The sequence below is a fragment of the Moritella yayanosii genome, assembly GCF_900465055.1.
Taxonomy (GTDB): domain Bacteria; phylum Pseudomonadota; class Gammaproteobacteria; order Enterobacterales; family Moritellaceae; genus Moritella; species Moritella yayanosii.
In genome coordinates this window covers 1,089,546-1,106,030 of record NZ_LS483250.1, presented here as the reverse complement: position 1 = coordinate 1,106,030, position 16,485 = coordinate 1,089,546, and the positions used below count along the sequence as shown (strand labels likewise).

The following is a 16,485-nucleotide window of genomic DNA, read 5'->3' as shown; positions in this document are numbered from 1 at the left end:
TACGTGTAATAATTAAAGGACAGATAAGGCGTGGCTAAGATTGTTTTAAAACAAGAAGATAAATTATCATTTAAACTTAACCATCTTATACCTCAAGGTGGCTATCGTCGTGTAGACGTGTATTTTTTGCTACCTAACGAGATGGGCATTAATCCGCAAACGTTAACGGAAGAAGATTATTTTTACCGTGGAATTCAAGGTAAGCGAGCGTATTATTCAGAGGGTTTACACCTGCCATTAGTACAAAGCCGTTTTGCCAGTCGAATGAAACGTTCTCCTGATGAGTATCGTGTGAATTTGAATTTGTTTGCGTATCAATTTGCTAAAGCCTTTGAAAAAGACATCCGCAATATTCAGCAGCAAATTGAGCCGCAATTATTTTATTTAGCTTTGATCGAATTAGTTGATGTCGCTAAATCAATTATCAAAAAATTTCGCCGTAATGCACCTGCCGATGAAAAACTAAGAGCCTATTTTAACAACGTTGACAACTACCTTTCATGGTTCAGCGAGCAGTGCTGTTATAAGGCATTATCCAAGCGTAAAAAGAGCAATGATTTTCTTGATGAACGTGCGGAAGTTATTGGTTTTTGTCGCGGTGAAGCTAAGTATCGCTTAGAACATAGTTATAATTCTGCAAATACCTTGTTAGACCCCAATCGAATCGCCAATAAAATGCGTTTATTACGTCGATTGATCGAGCATGGTGTGATTTTTAAAGAAGAAACTCAACAGTTGGGCAAACATCAGAAAAAAATCGTTAAAGGTGCAGCAACGTCCTTGGTGATGGTGATCGTATTAACGCTCATACTTTTTGCTCAAGGTGAGTTAAAAGGACTGACCTATGCGTTGATTGGTGTGTTGTCGGTTATTTATGGTTTCAGAGAGATCTTTAAAGATGAATTCAACAATACGTTATGGCGTTGGATCCGTAAAGGTCGACCAAAGTGGTCACGGTTGCTTATTGATACATCAAATAAGCAAGTTATTTCAAAGCAACGCGTATGGCTTGATTATATTAATCAGAGTAAATTACCTGCGGTTGTGCGTGACGTTTTGTATCGTCGTCGACCGCAAAATAAGCAAGAATCAATTTTGTTACACTATCGATTAGATACGAAGGTAAGTAATAAAGGCTTCCAAGCGGGTTATGATCGGATCCAAGAACAGATTTATTTTAGTGTTAGACCTTTGATCCGTTTTCTAGAACGCGGTACGGGTGCTGTATATGCAGAAAACGACGGTAAAATAACTAAAGAACAGATTGAAAGACGTTATCAAGTTAATGTCGTTGTTGGTTTGCACGATGACAGCGCTAAAGTTGTTTATCAACGTCATAAAATAACAGTGAACCGTTCTGGTATTCTTGACATTGAAGCGGCGGATGTATTTAGCGAGATCCTTTAGTTATTTAATACCTTTATGATAATTAAATTAAACGTTTGAATTATTATGATGCGGAGCTCCTACTTTTGCATTAAATATGTTGCCAATATGTTGCTCATGTGAAATATTTGTTCTATGTGTTCAGGTTTAATTAAGATACATGTCCTATCTTAAGCCATAATGAATGAAGTGACAGGTATATAAGCAAAGGAGCGCTGGCAATGGATGGTCAAGGGGATGTTATTGGAGGCTGGTTAGTTGCTCTCTATAAAGCGTTATTGTGGAAAGGTATAGAACCGTTCGAACTGCTATCAAAATCAGATGTTTGCATTGATGAAATAACCAACGTAGGTAGTCGTGTCCCTGTTAGCCTGTGTAATAAACTATTCGAACAATCCGTCACACTGACGGATGATCCACTTTTACCGATTAAAGTGAGTCAATGCATCGTTGCGACCACATTTCATGCGTTAGGCTATGCACTGCAAGCATCATCATCATTACAAGACGCATTTATCCGTTTAGTTCATTATGATCGGGTGCTTAGTAGTACCTGTCGGATTAATTTAACAGAAGATGAACAGTACTGTTACCTTGGGCTAAACCTCAATGTGTCTGCTGATAATATCAATCGTATTGGCTCGCAACTCGAATTAACGATGTTGCTATCTATCATCAAAATATGCCGTGATCTTTCGAATCCGGGCTTTGCTCCAGTCAAAATGTATACGACCGCTGATGCACGTTGTATTGACCAATTTGAAGCCTATACCGGCTGTACGGTTGTGTTCAACTCCAGTCAACCTATGTTAGTGATGGATCGTGAACTGTTATTAAAACGACTACCAAATTTTGCACCTGATCTTATTTTGCTGAATGATAAAGCGGCAGATGATTATCTTGCCAGCCTTGATTGTAATAATGTGGTCAGCCAAGTTCGTTCAGAAGTAGTATCGTTGATGGCGACGGGTGTACCCAATATTGATTTTGTGGCGGAAAAGTTGAACTTTAGTCAACGTAGCTTACAGCGTAAATTGAATGATTCTGGTACAAGTTATAAAGATTTAGTTGAAAATATTCGCCAAACAACGGCTGAACAGCACTTAAATCAAAATCGTTTATCGCTGGGGGAAATAAGCTACCTGTTAGGTTTTTCTAATGTGGCTAATTTTTCTCGTGCTTTTAAACGTTGGAAAGGTGTGACTCCCGGCGTTTATCGAGGAGAACATTGCCATTCGTAAATAACCGTTAATGCGCACGGCAGAATTGGTTATACCAAGCGGTAAATAGATTGCCATTTGATGACAAAATTGAGGTCTTAGTGAGAAGACCTTCGAAAACTTAAGGGATTAAGATGATAAAAATGTCAAGTATGGATAAAAAATCGCTTGCGCTGTTATGTGCATTAAGTTTACCAGTGCACAGTGCCAGCGAAGAGCAAGCGTTAAATAAAGCAACCAACTATGTGGACAATAATGTGTTACAGGTTGCAGCAGAAATGAATAACCTTGTAGAGAAAAGTGTTTTTTTAGAGATTGATCATTTCCAGCAGCGTCAGATTATGGTCGGTGAATACGGTCGTATTTTAGTGCGTGAGAATTTTGATTCAGCTTGGGTTCAGGCTAACGTCCCCGTACAAACGACAATTACGGCTGTGGAGTTTATTGATGATAAAGTGGCTTGGGCAGTAGGTCATCAAGGGGTCATATTAAAAACAATAGATGGTGGGTATAATTGGAGTAAGGTGTTCGATGGTATCCAATTAACCGGTTTGCTTAAAACTAGTTTAGAGGTTCAAGTTACGTTATTAACGGCTGAGTTTGAACTGGCACAGAGTACCGGTATCGATGAAGATAGTCTTGATGAACTTGAAATGCAACTCGATGATGCGTCGTATAAATTAGAAGATTTAACGGTTAATTCGGGTATTGAAATTGCGTTTTTTGATGTGCTCTTTAACGCGGCAAACTATGGTCTTGTTATTGGTGCTTATGGCGCGATGTTGGAGACTAAAGATGGAGGTGAAAACTGGCAATATATAGGATATCAAGTACCCAATCCAGAAGGGTTTCACCTTAATTCGTTAACGATAGATGATAACAATAATATTTATATCGTTGGTGAAGCGGGTTTGGGCATGGCAACCTCAGATCAAGGTCAGAACTGGCGTTCGTTAAACATCGATTATATTGGTTCTTTATTTGGTATCGAAGTTAACGGTACATCGCTTTATAGTTATGGATTACGAGGCAATATGTTTGCTTCACAAGACCAAGGCGCGACTTGGCAACACCTCGATACCGGTGTGACTAATCATATTTTTTCTGCTGATTGGCTCAATAACCAAGAACTGTTATTAGTTGGCGCTGGTGGATTAAAGCTAGTCTATAACGGTAATACCTTCGAAAACATCTCAAAAAATAATCAACGTATTGATATCACTTCAGTTAAAATTGTCGATGATAATGTGATCACGACAGGATTACGTGGTTGGCAAGCAAGTAGCAAAAGTAAATTAGGTCAGGGAGGTCTGAAGTAATATGGAAAAACTTACTATTTGGATCGAGAAACAGTTATTTGGTTTTAAATATATTGTGTTTGCAGTGATCGTATTGCTGACCGTTTTTTTGGCGTATAACGCAAGTTTGGTGAGACCCAGTGCGTCATTTGAGAAAATGATCCCAGTACAACACGAATATATTCAAAATTACTTAAATTATAAAGAAGAGTTGGCCAGTTTAGGCAATAGTGTCCGTGTTGTTATTGAGAATGAGCGCGGCGATATTTTTAATGCTGAATTTCAAGAACAGATGCGTGCATTGAATGATGAATTGTTTTTTATATCTGGCGTGGACCGCTCTGGAATGAAATCAATTTGGACTTCAAACGTGACTTGGGCGGAGGTAACTGAAGATGGTTTTGTTGGTGGTACAGTTATTCCGAATGATTATGATGGTAGCCAGCGAACGCTAGACAGACTACGTCGTAATGTCATGTTATCTGGACAAGTTGGTTATTTGGTTGGTGATAATTTTAAATCGGCGGTATTTTTATTACCCTTGATGAGCATCAACCCTGAAACTGGTAAGCCATTAGATTACAATCAATTGTCTATTACATTAGAAGATATTCGCAGTAAGTATGAAGTTAATGGCGTTAAGATCCACATTACCGGATTTGCTAAGGTTGTGGGTGATCTTATTGCCGGTGCGGCGGAAGTGGTTATCTTTTTTATTACCGCAATCGTTATTACTTTTGTTTTGTTGTATTTATATAGTCGTTGTTTAAGAAGTACGATTGTAACTGTGACTTGTGCATTAGTCGCAGTTATCTGGCAACTCGGGCTACTTAATTTACTTGGGCAAGGGCTTGATCCTTATTCAATGCTCGTACCGTTTTTAGTTTTTGCAATTGCGGTAAGTCATGGTGTGCAACTGATTAGTGCGATTGGTCAGCATATGGCTGCTGGAAATAAAGCGGAACAGGCGGCGCGCCTTGCATTTAGAGCATTAGCTATTCCGGGGTTGATAGCATTGTTAAGTGATGGACTTGGTTTTATTACCTTAAATGTAATTGAAATTCAGGTTATTCAAGATCTAGCAACTGCGGCCAGTGTTGGTGTCGCGGTTATTTTATTAACTAATTTAGTTCTGTTACCTATCTTGATGTCTTGGACCGGCGTTTCTCCGGCAGGTATTAAGTACTTATTAGCAGAACAATCAAAGACCCCACTTATTGTCACTGTATTTAGCCGTTTTGCGGATGCTAAATGGGCGAAACGGGTGCTGGTATTTGGTGTGTTTTGCCTTGTCGTTGGTTTGTATCAAGGGCAATCGCTGCAAATTGGCGACTTGGATGCTGGAGCGCCAGAATTACGGGCAGATAGCCGTTATAATCTAGATAATGCGTATGTTGCTAATAATTATCAAGCCAGTACGGACATCATGGTATTAATGGTTGAGACACCAGTTGAGCAATGCAGCAGCTACCACACGTTGAATGCAGTGAATCGATTACAGGCGCATATCGAAGGTATACCTGGGGTGCAATCGACCCTGTCGGTCGCTACAATTGCCAAAAAAGCCATTGTAGGTATGAATGAAGGCAACCCTAAATGGCAAGGTTTAAGTCCCAATCAATTAGTGCTTAATGCTGCTGTAGGACGGGCGCCAGCTGCGTTTATGAACAATACCTGTAGCATGTTACCGCTCATCATTTATCTTGATGATCATAAGGCAAATACACTTGAGACGGTAATTTCTGATATAACCGCTTATACTGAAGCCAATAAAACCAAGAATGTTAATTTCGCCTTGGCTGCGGGTAATGCGGGTATTGAAGCCGCGACAAATAGCGTGATTGAAAAAGCCCAATATCAAATGTTGATGTGGGTATATGGTGTGGTCGGGGTGCTTTGTTTTCTCACCTTCCGTTCGATAAAAACCTTGATATGCATTATTTTGCCGCTGGCATTAACGTCTATTTTAGGTCAAGCCTTAATGGCAACCTTAGGTATTGGCGTTAAAGTTGCTACCTTGCCAGTAATTGCGCTTGGTGTGGGTATTGGTGTGGATTATGGTATTTATATCTATAGTCAGCTGTCTGCACGTTTAAAAATGGGCGATAATTTACAAGACGCTTATGAATATGCGTTATCTAGTACGGGCAAAGCCGTTGCGTTTACCGGTGTCACCTTGGCTATTGGTGTATGTACTTGGGTATTATCACCAATTAAATTTCAGGCTGATATGGGCTTGATGCTCACCTTCATGTTTATTTGGAATATGCTGGGGGCATTGTGTTTATTACCTGCACTAGCTTGGTTGTTAAAAATTGGTGGTAATACGCAAGTTGTAGCGTCACCGGAACTGGCTAAATTGGAAGAAGAAAAAAGTAACGCGGCATAACATGATGCATTATTAACTAACATGGCTGTCATTAAAAGGGTTAATCCATTTGGGTTAGCCCTTTTTCATTAAACTGGTTAAAAAACAGTTATTCGTTGGATATATGCTTTAAAGTTTGGTGTTTTAGCTCACCTAGGTTTAAAATGTCCGTCTATCTCAATAACAAGACGGTTTTCATGGACCAACAGCGTACAGCTTGGCAAACGGTTAAGCGATTTTTAACTTATGTTCTCGATTTAAAAACAACCTTATTTTTTGGTGTGGTAGCTATGCTTGGTTATGGCATGGTCGATGCGACATTATTAAATATTTTACAACCCCTTGTCGATGAAGGCTTTAATGCCGAAACTTCAGAATTTTTAAAATGGATGCCACTCTTTGTTGTGGGTATGGTTTGTTTACGTGGTTTAGCTTCATTTTCTTCAAGTTATTGCATGGCCAAGGTGGGTAATACAGTTGTGATGCGCTTGCAACGTGAGTTATTTGATCATTTGATGCATTTACCAGTGAGTTTTTTTGATAAGACACCATCGGGTGAATTAGTATCAAAGATTATTTATGATTCGACTCAAGTGTCGGGTGCCGCATCTAAGTCAATGGTTAATATATTTCGTAGTGGTGCATTTATTCTTGGTTTGTTAATTTGGATGTTCTACCAAAGCTGGCAGTTATCAATAGTATTACTCTTTATTGCACCTGTGGTTGGTATCATTGTTAACGTAGTTAGCCGTCGTTTCCGGGTTATCAGTCGTCGTTTGCAACAAGCGATGGGTAATGTATCTTCAACAGCACAACAAATGTTACATGGTCAAAAAGATGTTTTGATGTTTGCCGGTCATGAAACCGAACGTAAACGTTTTGGTACTGTGACTAATCATATCCGCCAACAGCAAATGAAAATGGCGACCACAACGGCGGCCAGTAATGCACTGGTACAGATCGTGGCGTCATTTGCGTTGGGTGTGGTGTTATATCTTGCCTCGTTTGATTCTATTCGTGCAGAATTAACACCGGGTAAATTTGTGGCAATCGTTGGTTCAATGATGGCGTTATTACGTCCATTACGTGACATCACCAATATTAACTCAGAAATACAAAAAGCCATTGCAGCATGTAATAGTTTATTTGATATTCTTGACCTTGATATCGAGAAGAATAAGGGTACGTATAAACCGAAACGTGTCAAAGGTAAGATCTCATTCACCAATGTGGATTTTACTTATCCGACAGCGACCAAGCGATTAATTGAAAATATGAATTTTACCGCGCAACCAGGTGAGATGATCGCATTAGTCGGCCGTTCGGGTAGCGGTAAATCTACATTGGCCAGCTTGATCACCCGTTTTTACGAAATTGAAAAAGGCCAGATCAGTATTGATGATATCGCCATTCACGATTATGAATTGAAATCGTTACGTAGTCAGATTGCACTGGTTTCACAACACGTGCACTTATTTAATGATACCGTTGCGGCGAATATTGCCTATGGTCGAATGAATGAGGTGACGCGTGAGGAAATTATTGCCGCGGCCACCAAAGCCAATGCGTTAGAGTTTATTGAAGCGTTTGATAATGGTTTTGATACGATTGTCGGTGAAAATGGTTCAATGCTATCGGGTGGGCAACGCCAGCGTATTGCTATCGCTCGTGCGTTATTACAAGATGCACCTATTTTAATTCTTGATGAAGCGACTTCTGCATTGGACGCGGAGTCAGAACATAAAGTACAGCAAGCCCTTGAAGAATTACAAAAAGATAGAACGTCATTAGTGATTGCACATCGCCTATCAACAATTGAAGCGGCAGACCGTATTTTGGTTATTGAAGCAGGCGCGATTGTTGAAAGTGGTACACATACCGAGTTACTTGCTAAAGGTGAGCATTATGCTCAACTTCATCGCTTACAACTTGGTGGGAAATAGGTCTATACGTGAACATAGAAGAGGATATTTGGTATGGTAACCATTGGTCAAAATGGTTACTGGCACCGCTTAGTATCACTTTTGCAGTTATCACTGGCTGTCGTCGGGCACTATTTAAATCGGGTATTAAAGCCAGTATAAAACCAAGCGTGCCGACTATTGTGGTTGGTAATATTACGGTTGGTGGTACGGGGAAGACGCCGCTGGTTGTATATTTGTGTGAGCAATTGACGGCGGCTGGCTATAAACCCGGTGTTATTAGTCGGGGTTATGGCTCGAAAGCGCCGCAATATCCCTATATTGTTAATTCGGATTCACCTGTTGCGCATAGTGGAGATGAACCATTCATGTTGCAGCAACGTACTCGATGCCCATTAGTTATTAGTCCTGTGCGTACTGATGCTGCGGCGCACTTATTAGCCCATTTCGATGTGGACATTATTATTACTGATGACGGCTTGCAACATTATGCCATGCAACGAGACATCGAATTAATCGTCATCGATGGAAAACGCCGGCTTGGTAATGGTCATTTATTACCGATGGGACCGTTACGCGAAGGTCCGTGGCGTTTAGATACGGCTGATTTTGTGATCTGTAATGGTGGTAACGGTTTGGCTGGTGAGCTCAATATGTTATTAGTGGCTGCGCCATTACGTAAAGTAACAAATAATGCAGTGGCGGTAGCGGATCAGTCTATATCGATGGTTGCAATCGCCGGTATTGGTAATCCGCAGCGTTTTTATACTACGTTAGCACAACACGATTATGTGATTGAAGAACATCTTTCATTTCCTGATCATCATGCTTTTACTGCCGCTGAAATTGAACAGTTTGCAGCAGGTCGAACCGTTATTATGACCGAAAAAGATGCTGTTAAGTGTCAATCTTTTGCTCAGGATAATTGGTATTATTTACCGGTAAACGCAAGTTTAGATAGCGATTTTTTACCGCAGTTATTATTAAAATTAAAGGAATTAACCCATGACTCTGGATCATAACTTACTTGAAATTATTGCTTGTCCTGTATGTAAAGGTAAATTACATTTTGACAAAAGCAATAACGAACTTATCTGTAATGCGGACCGTCTTGCTTACCCAATCACGGAAGGTATCCCTGTATTAATTGAAGTTAAAGCACGTCAGTTAACCTCAGAAGAGTTAGCTAAATGAGTTTTATCGTTATCATCCCATCGCGTTATCAATCAAGTCGCTTACCGGGTAAGCCGCTAGTTGATATATGTGGTAAAACAATGATCCAACGCGTTGCCGAGCAAGCTTTGCAAAGTGGTGCTTCACGTGTTGTTGTTGCTACTGATGATGTGCGTATTGAACAAGCGGTAACAGCATTAGGTTATGAAGTGTGTATGACGTCACCTACACATAACTCAGGTACCGAACGTTTAGCTGAAGTATGCAGTAAGTTAGGCTTTAATGATGATGATATTATTGTCAATGTTCAAGGTGATGAACCGCTTATACCTCCACGTATTATTGAGCAAGTAGCAACTAACCTAGGAAAACAAAGCGAAGCGCGGATGGCGACCTTGTCTGTTGCTATTACCGATGTCGAAGACGTCTTTAATCCGAATACGGTAAAAGTGGTGACGGATAAGCAAGGTTATGCTCTGTATTTCAGTCGTGCGCCGATCCCCTATCATCGTGATAACTTTATGCACGAGCCGGTGACAGAGATTAAGCCAGTTTATCAACGTCATATTGGTATCTACGCTTACCGTGCTGGTTTTATTCGTGATTACGTGCAGTGGGCAGAAACTGAACTTGAAAAAATAGAATCATTAGAGCAGTTACGTGTACTTTGGCATGGTGAGAAAATTCATGTTGCAGAAGCGCTTGAAGTACCCGCCGCAGGTGTTGATACACCAGAAGACCTTGATGTTGTACGTAATATTGTGAGTGCACAGTAAGCTATAATCGTATAATAGTCTTGTAGCTAACTAGTTTTATTGTTATTTGTGGGTAATACCCGCTGGAATTTAACAGTGTATATACAAAAATGCCATTCATATCTGAACGGCATTTTTATTACGTTAATTTTATAATGTTAGAGTTTAATGGTCTGATGCTGTACCAGAACCACGCGGGAAGCGCAGATTATCAACCAGTTTTCTCCCAGTCTTTAAACCATTGTGGACGTTTCTCATATTCGAGCGATTGTCCAGCCGTTGGCTCAATTGTGTTCATGAGATTAAAACGTGCCACCCATGTTGTCAGTGGTATATTATTTAAACCCAAGTCGGTAACAACCATATCGATTTTATCGAGTAGATACACACCACTACCACCACCAAGTACGGAATAAACCCACACCCTTCATTTGGCCATTGATAAGAATGACGCAGCACTCATCCAATCGGCGTTTTCTTGTTCCATATCCTTTCTCCCAAAAAAAACGATTAAATCTTAATAAGTAACATTAGATAGTGATTGATCACCTTAATAAGTTGTCCTTAACTTGAATGACAAATTGTCGGTGCTCGCATTAGCATGTTGTAAATCTAGCAATCTTTAAAAAATAACCCTATACAACTTTCGTCTATATATTGGCGTTGGCGTTTTAGAGGTAGATGGGTTAAAACTGAACACTATATTCAAATATTAAGTAAGTAACGAACGAACCAATACCGATAATTAGCAGGCCAGGGAGACCATATGAATGCAGCGTTAAATGATATTGTTGATTTTATTAAAGTCATGCCGCCTTTTAATTTACTAAATGCTCAGGATTGCCACCTTATTGCCAAACGCGCTTCAATTGGTTATTTACCGTAATGACACTATTTTAGATGCGCATAATAACGACCAAGTCATGCTGTATATCGTTAAAAAAGAGGTACTTGTTTATTACAATGAAAGAGATGAGTTGCAGGGTAAGTTTTCTGAAGGTGATTTATGCAGTGTGTTATGTCGGCTTGATAGCGAAGCGTTACAAATAAGTTGACGTGTTGAAGAAGATTGCTTGCTCTATATTATTGATTTTAATGAATTGGAAGCATTGCTTGTTGAACAGCCAAATGTGCTGCAGTTTTTATTGCAAACCGCACGAAGGCATCTTCGGCGTTATGAAGTCTTGATTTAGAATAACTAAATTCTCGACTTCATGCTTTGAACATCCTCTCTTTTGGTTTTCTATTTGTCTACTTGCGTGGCTAGGGTATAGCGCTTTCTCTGTTCTTGAATAAATTAATTCGATTTTCTGCGTTTAAGACAGTCGCCTAGAGATAAAAAAGGCTTCTGATATAAATCAGAAGCCTTTTTGTTTAACTCGTTACTAGGCTTGTAACTAAGCCTAGTAACTAACGTTTAGACTAATCTCTATCGTCAATTTTTATAAATGGACGGTGTGCTTCACCAGTATATAACTGACGAGGACGACTAATTTTTTGTCCTGGTTGACTTAACATTTCGTTCCAATGAGCAATCCAACCTACAGTACGGCCTAATGCAAAAATAACCGTGAACATAGAAACAGGGATACCAATAGCACGTAATGTAATACCTGAGTAGAAATCTACATTTGGATATAGTTTCTTCTCGATAAAGTAAGGGTCTTCAAGCGCAATACGCTCTAGTTCCATCGCTACATCTAATAGTGGATCATTAGTGTTTAGCTCTTTTAGTACTTCGTGGCAACTCTGACGCATCACTGTAGCTCGTGGATCTTTACTCTTATAAACACGATGACCAAAGCCCATTAGACGGAACGGGTCTTCTTTGTCTTTCGCTCGAGCGATAAACTCAGGAATACGATCAACTGTACCGATCTCTAGAAGCATAGTTAGGCAAGCTTCATTTGCACCACCGTGAGCAGGACCCCATAGTGATGCAATACCCGCTGCGATACATGCAAATGGGTTAGCACCTGACGAACCAGCAAGTCGAACTGTTGATGTAGATGCATTTTGTTCATGATCTGCATGTAGCGTAAAGATACGGTCCATTGCTTTTTCTATAACAGGATTAACTACATAATCTTCACACGGTACAGAGAACATCATTTTAAGGAAGTTACCAGCGTATGAAAGGCTGTTGTCAGGGTATACAAAAGGTTGCCCGATTGAATATTTGTAACACATGGCAGCAATTGTCGGCATTTTAGATAATAAACGGAATGCCGAAATTTCTCGGTGACGTTGATTAGTCACATCTAGCGAATCATGATAGAAAGCTGCAAGTGCGCCTGACACACCACAAAGGATCGCCATTGGATGAGAGTCGCGGCGGAAACCTTTAAAGAAAGATGCAAATTGCTCATGCACCATAGTGTGTTTATGCACTGTCGCTTTGAATTGTGCATATTGTTCTTTAGATGGTGCATCACCATAAAGAATAATATAACAAACTTCTAAATATTCGGCATTGAACGCTAAATCATCAATAGCGTAACCGCGATGTAGTAGGATACCTTCTTCACCGTCAATATAAGTGATTTTAGACTCACACGATGACGTTGCCATAAAACCTGGATCATGGGTGAAATATCCTGTACTACCTAGGGTACGGATGTCGATAACATCGTGACCAGCTGTACCAGATAAAATCGGAAGTTCAACTGGCTCTTGGCCGGGTAGGTTTAACGTGGCCTTTAGATTAGCCATAGCACGTCTCCTTTGCTTATTTATAATTAGATTTCTTCATGAAATCGAAACTAAAGCTACCTTTAATAATTACGAATGTCAATTTTGTTACAAAATAATCAAATAAAAACACCAAAAAGGTTAACGTACGTTTCAATTTCAAGCTAAATGTTGCCATGATGGAAGCTAAATGTTGCCATGAGGGCTTTTATAATTGTAAATAAATTGTGATATAGGTATACTTATTGACGGATCAAGAGTCCTTGTTTTAATTTTGTTCTTGTTATGTAAGTGCTTATAATTATTGTTTTATTTGCATTCAGAACAAAAAACAAACAAGGGATTTCATTTGAAAGTAATCTATTATGAAAATAATATAATTCTGTGATCTGTGTCAATATAATAATTATTATGCTCAATGGAGCTGAGTGAGCAATATCGTGAAAAAGCAAAGACCTGTAAATTTAGATCTGCGGACTATTAGCATGCCAATTGCAGCAATCGCATCGATCCTACACCGAATATCAGGTGTAATAATGCTATTTGCTGTGGGTATCCTGCTATGGTTACTGGCAGAATCGTTATCCTCTGAGCAAGGTTTCCAAAATGCACAAGAAATTGTGTCTGGTTTCTTTGGTGCGTTCATTCTTTGGGGAATCCTAACCGCACTTGCATATCATATTGTAGGTGGTATCCGTCATTTATTGATGGATATGGGCTATTTCGAAGAACTTGAATCGGGTGCATTAAGTGCGAAAGTATCTTTTGTTGCAACCGCTGTTTTATCAATCCTAGCGGGGATAATGGTATGGTAACTAACGCAGCAAGCTATGGTCGTAGTGGTACTCATGATTTTATCATGATCCGTGCAACTGCTATCATCATGGCACTTTATACATTTTATTTTGTTGGTTTCGTTGCATTTAACGACCTTACTTATCAAGTCTGGTCTGATTTTTTTGCAAGTACTGGCAATAAAGTATTCACTCTTCTTACCCTTATCGCAATCGTCATCCATGCGTGGATTGGTGTGTGGCAGGTATTAACTGACTATGTTAAACCAACCGGTTTACGTGGTGCATTACAGTTTATTTTAACGACCATCGCATTTATTTATGCGCTTGTTGGTTTTGTTACTCTTTGGGGGTTATAAGTGAGTATTCCAGTTCGCGAATTTGATGCAGTAGTAATTGGTGCCGGTGGTGCTGGTATGCGTGCTGCGCTATCAATATCTAAATCAGGTAAAAGTTGTGCACTTTTATCAAAAGTTTTTCCAACACGTTCACATACGGTATCTGCTCAAGGTGGTATTACCGTAGCGTTAGGTAATTCACATGAAGATGATTGGAGATGGCACATGTACGATACTGTTAAAGGCTCTGATTATATCGGAGACCAAGACGCTATCGAATTTATGTGTAAAACGGGTCCTGAAGCCATTTTAGAACTTGAGCATATGGGTCTGCCATTCTCTCGTTTTGAAGATGGTACTATTTACCAACGCCCATTTGGTGGCCAGTCATTAGAATACGGTGGCGCACAGGCGGCTCGTACAGCGGCTGCAGCTGACCGTACCGGTCATGCGTTATTACATTTGTTGTATCAGCAAAATATTAAAAACGAAACCAAAGTATTTTCTGAATGGTATGCGTTAGACCTCGTTAAAAATGACGAAGGTATTATCACTGGTTGTACTGCAATTGATATTGAAACTGGCGAAATCTGCTACTTCAAAACCAAAGCAACGGTATTTGCAACGGGTGGCGCTGGCCGTATCTATTCTTCAACAACGAATGCACACATTAATACGGGTGACGGTATTGGTATGGCGATTCGTGCAGGTATTCCAGTACAAGACATGGAAATGTGGCAGTTCCACCCTACGGGTATTGCTGGCGCAGGTGTGTTGGTAACTGAAGGTTGTCGTGGTGAAGGTGGTTATCTTCTAAATAAAGATGGTGAACGTTTCATGGAACGTTATGCGCCTAACGCGAAAGATCTTGCTAGTCGAGACGTAGTTGCTCGTGCAATGATGACTGAAATACGTGAAGGTCGTGCGTGTGATGGTCCTTGGGGTCCGCATCTAAAACTTAAACTTGATCACTTAGGTGAAGACGTACTTGAATCTCGTTTACCGGGTATTTGTGAATTATCACGTACATTCGCCCACGTAGATCCAGTTAAAGAACCAATTCCTGTTATTCCGACTTGTCACTATATGATGGGTGGTTTACCTGCAAATATTAATGGCGAAGTATTAACACGCAAAGAAGATGGCAGCATGGAAGTTGTTGCCGGTCTATTTGCTGTTGGTGAAATAGCTTGCGTATCTGTACATGGAGCCAATCGTTTAGGTGGTAACTCATTGCTTGATCTGGTTGTATTTGGTCGTGCTGCAGGTAACTATTTAGGTAAAGTGCTTGATACAATCCCAGAGCCCACTGAAGCAACAGACGCTAACGTTGATGCATCTCTTGAGCGTTTAAATCGCTGGGAAAATAACAAAGAAGGTGAAGACCCTGTTCAAATCCGTAAAGATCTACAACAATGTATGCAACTTAACTTCTCAGTATTCCGTGAAGGTGAGTCAATGGCCGAAGGTCTTGAGCAACTTAGAGCGATTCGTAAGCGTTTACAAAATGCACGCTTAGATGACAACTCAAGAGAGTTCAATACCCAGCGTATCGAATGTCTAGAGCTCGACAATCTGATGGAAACTGCATTTGCAACCGCACATGCGGCTAATTTCCGTACCGAAAGCCGTGGCGCGCACAGTCGTTTTGATTATCCAGATCGTGATGATGAGAATTGGTTATGTCATTCACTGTACTTACCTGAAACTGAAGAAATGACAACGCGTGAAGTGAATCTTTCACCGAATTTGTTAACTGATGAACAGTTGAAGCACTTTGTGCCGAAACCACGCGTTTACTAAACATAAGGGATCAAGATGCAAGTTAAATTTTCAATTTACCGCTATAACCCTGATGTTGATAGCAAGCCAAAAATGCGAGAAATGAGCCTAGAAATTCCTGAAGGTTCAGACATGATGGTGCTTGATGCGCTTATCTTGTTAAAAGAAAAAGATGCAACATTAACTTTCCGTCGTTCTTGCCGCGAGGGTGTATGTGGTTCTGATGGTGTTAACATGAATGGCAAAAATGGCCTCGCGTGTATCACACCTTTATCTGATCTTAATATGAACAAAACGATTGTAATTCGACCGTTACCTGGTTTGCCAGTGGTCCGAGATCTCGTGATTGATATGACGCAGTTTTATGATAACTACGCACGTATCAAACCGTTCTTAATTACAGATGATAGTGCAATTCCACCGGTTCGCGAACACCTTCAATCTCCTGAAGAACGTGAGAAGTTAGATGGTCTGTATGAGTGTATTTTATGTGCATGTTGTTCAACGTCATGCCCATCATTCTGGTGGAACCCTGACAAGTTCGTTGGTCCTGCAGGCTTATTAGCGGCTTATCGTTTCTTAATCGATAGTCGTGACACTGCAACTGAACAACGTTTATCAGAATTAGACGATGCGTTTAGTGTATTCCGTTGTCACGGTATTATGAACTGTGTAAACGTGTGTCCTAAAGGTCTAAATCCTACAAAAGCAATCGGTAATATTAAATCTATGTTACTACAACGTGCGGTGTAGCAATG

14 protein-coding genes and 1 pseudogene are annotated in these 16,485 nt (G+C 40.1%); 13 read left to right on the top strand and 2 right to left on the bottom strand.

Annotation, left to right across the window (positions count from 1 at the left end):
* Nucleotides 1–30: 30 nt before the first annotated feature.
* The 8 genes from MORIYA_RS04930 (at nucleotide 31) to kdsB (ending at nucleotide 10,143) form a co-directional block, all read left to right on the top strand.
* Nucleotides 31–1,407: a hypothetical protein gene (locus MORIYA_RS04930; protein WP_112713195.1), complete on the top strand. Its 1,377-nt coding sequence runs from the start codon at nucleotides 31–33 to the stop codon at nucleotides 1,405–1,407.
* Between the two features lie 200 nt (nucleotides 1,408–1,607).
* Nucleotides 1,608–2,627, top strand: a complete 1,020-nt coding sequence (locus MORIYA_RS04925) for an AraC family transcriptional regulator (protein WP_112713193.1) — start codon at nucleotides 1,608–1,610, stop codon at nucleotides 2,625–2,627.
* Nucleotides 2,628–2,740: 113 nt separating this feature from the next.
* Nucleotides 2,741–3,925, top strand: coding sequence for a WD40/YVTN/BNR-like repeat-containing protein (locus MORIYA_RS04920; protein WP_232011515.1), 1,185 nt, complete (start codon nucleotides 2,741–2,743; stop codon nucleotides 3,923–3,925).
* Nucleotide 3,926: 1 nt separating this feature from the next.
* A complete protein-coding gene (locus MORIYA_RS04915) occupies nucleotides 3,927–6,293 on the top strand; it encodes an efflux RND transporter permease subunit (RefSeq protein WP_112713191.1) in 2,367 nt (788 codons plus the stop codon).
* A gap of 143 nt (nucleotides 6,294–6,436) precedes the next feature.
* Nucleotides 6,437–8,215, top strand: a complete 1,779-nt coding sequence (msbA, locus tag MORIYA_RS04910) for a lipid A export permease/ATP-binding protein MsbA (RefSeq protein WP_112713189.1) — start codon at nucleotides 6,437–6,439, stop codon at nucleotides 8,213–8,215.
* 8 nt (nucleotides 8,216–8,223) lie between these two features.
* A complete protein-coding gene (lpxK, locus tag MORIYA_RS04905) occupies nucleotides 8,224–9,216 on the top strand; it encodes a tetraacyldisaccharide 4'-kinase (RefSeq protein WP_112713187.1) in 993 nt (330 codons plus the stop codon).
* Nucleotides 9,200–9,388 carry a Trm112 family protein gene (locus MORIYA_RS04900; protein ID WP_112713185.1) on the top strand — a complete coding sequence of 63 codons (189 nt, stop codon included), beginning with the start codon at nucleotides 9,200–9,202 and terminating at the stop codon, nucleotides 9,386–9,388. The genes lpxK and MORIYA_RS04900 overlap by 17 nt, the downstream gene beginning before the upstream one ends.
* Nucleotides 9,385–10,143: a 3-deoxy-manno-octulosonate cytidylyltransferase gene (kdsB, locus tag MORIYA_RS04895; RefSeq protein ID WP_112713183.1), complete on the top strand. Its 759-nt coding sequence runs from the start codon at nucleotides 9,385–9,387 to the stop codon at nucleotides 10,141–10,143. The genes MORIYA_RS04900 and kdsB overlap by 4 nt, the downstream gene beginning before the upstream one ends.
* Before the next feature lie 193 nt (nucleotides 10,144–10,336).
* Here the strand turns inward: kdsB and MORIYA_RS04890 are convergent.
* Nucleotides 10,337–10,534 (bottom strand): annotated as a pseudogene (locus MORIYA_RS04890) (hypothetical protein); the annotation flags it as partial.
* Nucleotides 10,535–10,973: 439 nt separating this feature from the next.
* Between MORIYA_RS04890 and MORIYA_RS21235 the strand changes: the two are divergent.
* Nucleotides 10,974–11,177: a hypothetical protein gene (locus MORIYA_RS21235; protein WP_232011514.1), complete on the top strand. Its 204-nt coding sequence runs from the start codon at nucleotides 10,974–10,976 to the stop codon at nucleotides 11,175–11,177.
* A gap of 367 nt (nucleotides 11,178–11,544) precedes the next feature.
* Here the strand turns inward: MORIYA_RS21235 and MORIYA_RS04880 are convergent, their stop codons facing one another.
* Nucleotides 11,545–12,834 carry a citrate synthase gene (locus MORIYA_RS04880; protein ID WP_112713179.1) on the bottom strand — a complete coding sequence of 430 codons (1,290 nt, stop codon included), beginning with the start codon at nucleotides 12,832–12,834 and terminating at the stop codon, nucleotides 11,545–11,547.
* A 407-nt stretch (nucleotides 12,835–13,241) separates the two neighbouring features.
* On the opposite strand from MORIYA_RS04880, the gene sdhC reads away from it, so the two are divergent.
* The 4 genes from sdhC to MORIYA_RS04860 are packed head-to-tail and all read left to right on the top strand — an operon-like array spanning nucleotide 13,242 to nucleotide 16,480.
* A complete protein-coding gene (gene sdhC / locus MORIYA_RS04875; protein WP_112713177.1) occupies nucleotides 13,242–13,628 on the top strand; it encodes a succinate dehydrogenase cytochrome b556 subunit in 387 nt (128 codons plus the stop codon).
* The gene (sdhD, locus tag MORIYA_RS04870) at nucleotides 13,622–13,966 is read left to right on the top strand and encodes a succinate dehydrogenase, hydrophobic membrane anchor protein (protein WP_112713175.1); all 345 of its coding nucleotides are present in this window, start codon (nucleotides 13,622–13,624) and stop codon (nucleotides 13,964–13,966) included. Before sdhC ends, sdhD begins: the two co-directional genes overlap by 7 nt.
* On the top strand, nucleotides 13,967–15,748 hold the full coding sequence (gene sdhA / locus MORIYA_RS04865; protein ID WP_112713173.1) for a succinate dehydrogenase flavoprotein subunit: 1,782 nt from the start codon (nucleotides 13,967–13,969) through the stop codon (nucleotides 15,746–15,748).
* 15 nt (nucleotides 15,749–15,763) lie between these two features.
* Complete coding sequence (locus tag MORIYA_RS04860; RefSeq protein ID WP_112713171.1) at nucleotides 15,764–16,480, top strand: succinate dehydrogenase iron-sulfur subunit; 717 nt, start codon at nucleotides 15,764–15,766, stop codon at nucleotides 16,478–16,480.
* Nucleotides 16,481–16,485 lie beyond the last annotated feature (5 nt).

What these genes read in the sequence shown, in the direction of transcription:
- MORIYA_RS04925 (WP_112713193.1), top strand. Translation starts at nt 1,608, where the DNA reads ATGGATGGTCAAGGGGATGTTATTGGAGGCTGGTTAGTTGCTCTCTAT.
- MORIYA_RS04920 (WP_232011515.1), top strand. Translation starts at nt 2,741, where the DNA reads ATGATAAAAATGTCAAGTATGGATAAAAAATCGCTTGCGCTGTTATGT.
- MORIYA_RS04915 (WP_112713191.1), top strand. Translation starts at nt 3,927, where the DNA reads ATGGAAAAACTTACTATTTGGATCGAGAAACAGTTATTTGGTTTTAAA.
- msbA (WP_112713189.1), top strand. Translation starts at nt 6,437, where the DNA reads ATGTCCGTCTATCTCAATAACAAGACGGTTTTCATGGACCAACAGCGT.
- MORIYA_RS04900 (WP_112713185.1), top strand. Translation starts at nt 9,200, where the DNA reads ATGACTCTGGATCATAACTTACTTGAAATTATTGCTTGTCCTGTATGT.
- kdsB (WP_112713183.1), top strand. Translation starts at nt 9,385, where the DNA reads ATGAGTTTTATCGTTATCATCCCATCGCGTTATCAATCAAGTCGCTTA.
- MORIYA_RS04880 (WP_112713179.1), bottom strand. Translation starts at nt 12,834, where the DNA reads ATGGCTAATCTAAAGGCCACGTTAAACCTACCCGGCCAAGAGCCAGTT.
- sdhD (WP_112713175.1), top strand. Translation starts at nt 13,622, where the DNA reads ATGGTAACTAACGCAGCAAGCTATGGTCGTAGTGGTACTCATGATTTT.
- MORIYA_RS04860 (WP_112713171.1), top strand. Translation starts at nt 15,764, where the DNA reads ATGCAAGTTAAATTTTCAATTTACCGCTATAACCCTGATGTTGATAGC.